This window comes from Rhizobacter sp., assembly GCF_035702065.1.
Taxonomy (GTDB): domain Bacteria; phylum Pseudomonadota; class Gammaproteobacteria; order Burkholderiales; family Burkholderiaceae_C; genus Rhizobacter.
The window spans coordinates 1-2745 of sequence record NZ_DASSRA010000241.1 but is presented as its reverse complement, the minus strand read 5'-3'; the positions used below and the strand labels follow the sequence as shown (position 1 = coordinate 2745).

The 2745-nt window shown below is 68.9% G+C and carries 3 protein-coding genes; all 3 read right to left on the bottom strand.

What is annotated here, in order from left to right:
• Positions 1–608 (bottom strand): class I tRNA ligase family protein (locus VFL64_RS11165; protein ID WP_489540450.1); only part of this gene is annotated, 608 nt, incomplete at its 3' end.
• A 69-nt stretch (positions 609–677) separates the two neighbouring features.
• Positions 678–2180, bottom strand: a complete 1503-nt coding sequence (locus tag VFL64_RS11160; RefSeq protein ID WP_489540449.1) for an FAD-linked oxidase C-terminal domain-containing protein — start codon at positions 2178–2180, stop codon at positions 678–680.
• Between the two features lie 8 nt (positions 2181–2188).
• Positions 2189–2745 (bottom strand): FIST C-terminal domain-containing protein (locus VFL64_RS11155; RefSeq protein ID WP_489540448.1); only part of this gene is annotated, 557 nt, incomplete at its 5' end.

The window sequence follows — 2745 nt, the reverse complement described above, 5'->3', positions numbered from 1 at the left end:
AGCAGCTCGTCGGCGTACTTCGTGATGTTGAGGTAGTAGCCGGGGATCTCGCGTTTCTCGACCGTCGCGCCCGAGCGCCAGCCCTTGCCGTCGATCACCTGCTCATTGGCCAGCACGGTCTGGTCGACCGGGTCCCAGTTGACGACCTGGGTGCGGCGCTCGGCGATGCCGGCCTTCAGCATCTTCAGGAACAGCCACTGGTTCCAGCGGTAGTAGTCGGGCGAGCAGGTGGCGACTTCACGCGACCAGTCGATGGCCAGCCCCATCGCCTGCATCTGCTTCTTCATGTAGGCGATGTTGTCGTAGGTCCACTTGGCCGGCGGCACCTTGTTCTTGATGGCGGCGTTCTCGGCCGGCAGGCCGAAGGCGTCCCAGCCCATGGGCATCAGCACGTTCATGCCCTTCATGCGCAGCTGGCGCGTGAGCATGTCGTTGATGGTGTAGTTGCGCACGTGCCCCATGTGCAGCTTGCCGCTGGGGTAGGGCAGCATGGAGCAGGCGTAGAACTTCTGCTTGGAGGCGTCCTCGGTGACGCGGTAGGCGTCGGCGTTCGTCCACGCGGCCTGGGCGGCGCGCTCGATGTCGGTGGGCTTGAAATCGGGGTTCATGGATCGAGCCGGCGAGCGGCTGCCTCTGGGGAACGGGCGATTATAGGAAGGCAGCGCCTTCCGGCCCCCCTAGAACCGAGGCAGTTCGGCAAAGGGCAGCAAGCCCTTGCGCACGTGCATCTTCCCGTACTCGGCACAGCGGTGCAGCGTGGGAATCACCTTGCCGGGGTTGAGCAGGCCTTCGGGATCGAAGGCGCGCTTCAAGCCCAGCATCTGCTCGCGCTCGGCCGGCGAGAACTGCACGCACATCGACGACAGCTTCTCGATGCCCACGCCGTGCTCGCCCGTCACCGTGCCGCCCAGCGCCACGCTGGTCTCCAGGATCTCGGCGCCGAACAGCTCGCAGCGGTGCAGCTGGTCGGGGTCGTTGGCGTCAAAGAGGATCAGCGGGTGCAGGTTGCCGTCGCCGGCGTGGAAGACGTTCACGCAGCGCAGCTGGTACTTCTGCTCCATGCCGTTGATGGCGATCAGGATGTCGGCCAGGCGCTTGCGCGGGATGGTGGAGTCCATGCACATGTAGTCGGGGCTGATGCGCCCGCTGGCGGGGAAGGCGTTCTTGCGCCCGCTCCAGAAGCGCAGGCGCTGGGCCTCGTCGCGGCTCACTTCCATGCGGGTGGCGCCGCTTTCGATCAGCACGTCCTGCATGCGGCCGATCTCTTCGGCCACCTCTTCGGGCGTGCCGTCACTCTCGCACAGCAGGATGGCGGCGGCGTTGAGGTCGTAGCCGGCCTTCACGAAGTCTTCGACGGCGGCCACCATGGGCTTGTCCATCATCTCCAGCCCGGCCGGGATGATGCCCGCCGCGATGATGTTGGCCACCGCGTCGCCGGCGCGGCGGATGTCATCGAAGCTGGCCATGATGCAGCGCGCCAGCTGCGGCTTGGGTACGAGCTTCACGGTGGCTTCGGTCACCACCGCCAGCATGCCTTCGCTGCCGACCATCACGGCCATCAGGTCCAGCCCCGCCGCGTCGAGCGCCTCGGAGCCGAACTCCACCGCCTCGCCCTCTGCCGTGAAGCCGCGCACACGCAGCACGTTGTGCACCGTGAGGCCGTACTTGAGGCAGTGCACGCCGCCGGAGTTCTCGGCGATGTTGCCGCCGATGGTGCAGGCGATCTGGCTGCTTGGGTCAGGCGCGTAGTACAGGCCGTAGGGCGCGGCGGCCTCGCTGATGGCGAGGTTGCGCACGCCGCACTGCACGGTGGCCGTGCGCGCCATCGAGTCGACACGCAGGATCTTGTTGAACTTGGCCAGGCTCAGCGTCACGCCCAGGCGGTGCGGTAGCGCGCCGCCCGACAGGCCGGTGCCGGCGCCGCGCGCCACCACGGGAACGGACAGCTTGTGGCAGGCCCGCAGCACCGCGGCCACCTGCTCCTCGGTCTCGGGCAGGGCCACGGCCAGCGGCTGCTCGCGGTAGGCGGTGAGGCCGTCACACTCGTAGGGCGTGGTGTCTTCGCTCTGCCACAGCAGGGCATGCGGCGGCAGCAGGGCCGCGAGCTCAGCCACGACGAGCGATTGGCGCGCCACGCGTTCGTCGCGCGTCGCAGTGGGGAGTTGGGTCATGTCGTTCATGCCGTTCTTCAAGCGGACGGGAACACCGTCAGCACACCGGTGTAGCCGTAGAGGTGGCGCCGCGCGATCTCGCCCGAGGCGAAGAAGCCGGCCAGGGGCACGTCGCCCAGAGCGCGGCGGATGATGGCGAGCTCGGCCGAGGGCGCACCGAAGTGCGGGCCGCCGCGGCCCACGCAGCTCACGTAGAGGGCGCCGGCGATTCTGCGCGCCGGGTGCGGCGACTGCTCGACACCCGCACCCTGCAGCGCCAGCGCCGCTTCGATGGACAAAGCCTCGGGCTCGACCTCTTCGCGGATCTCGCTGCAGATGCGGATCAGGTCACGCCGCGCCGCCTCGGTGTCGCGGCGGCAGAAAGCCACCTGCATGCCGGGCTCGACCTCGTCGCTCACCGCGATGCCGCCGCGCGCCGGGTCGATGCCGATCAGGTGGCGCACGCGCGTGTCGGCCCCGAACTGGCCGGGGCGCGACAAGGCGTCGTCGCTGCCGTCGACCAGGCCCACCAGCGTCTCGCGGATGCGCGGCAGCGCCTCGCGCGGTTCGCGCCCGCTCACCCCCAGGTCACGCA

Excerpts from the sequence above, each read along its gene's own strand:
- VFL64_RS11160 (WP_489540449.1), bottom strand. The coding sequence starts at position 2,180 with ATGAACGACATGACCCAACTCCCCACTGCGACGCGCGACGAACGCGTG.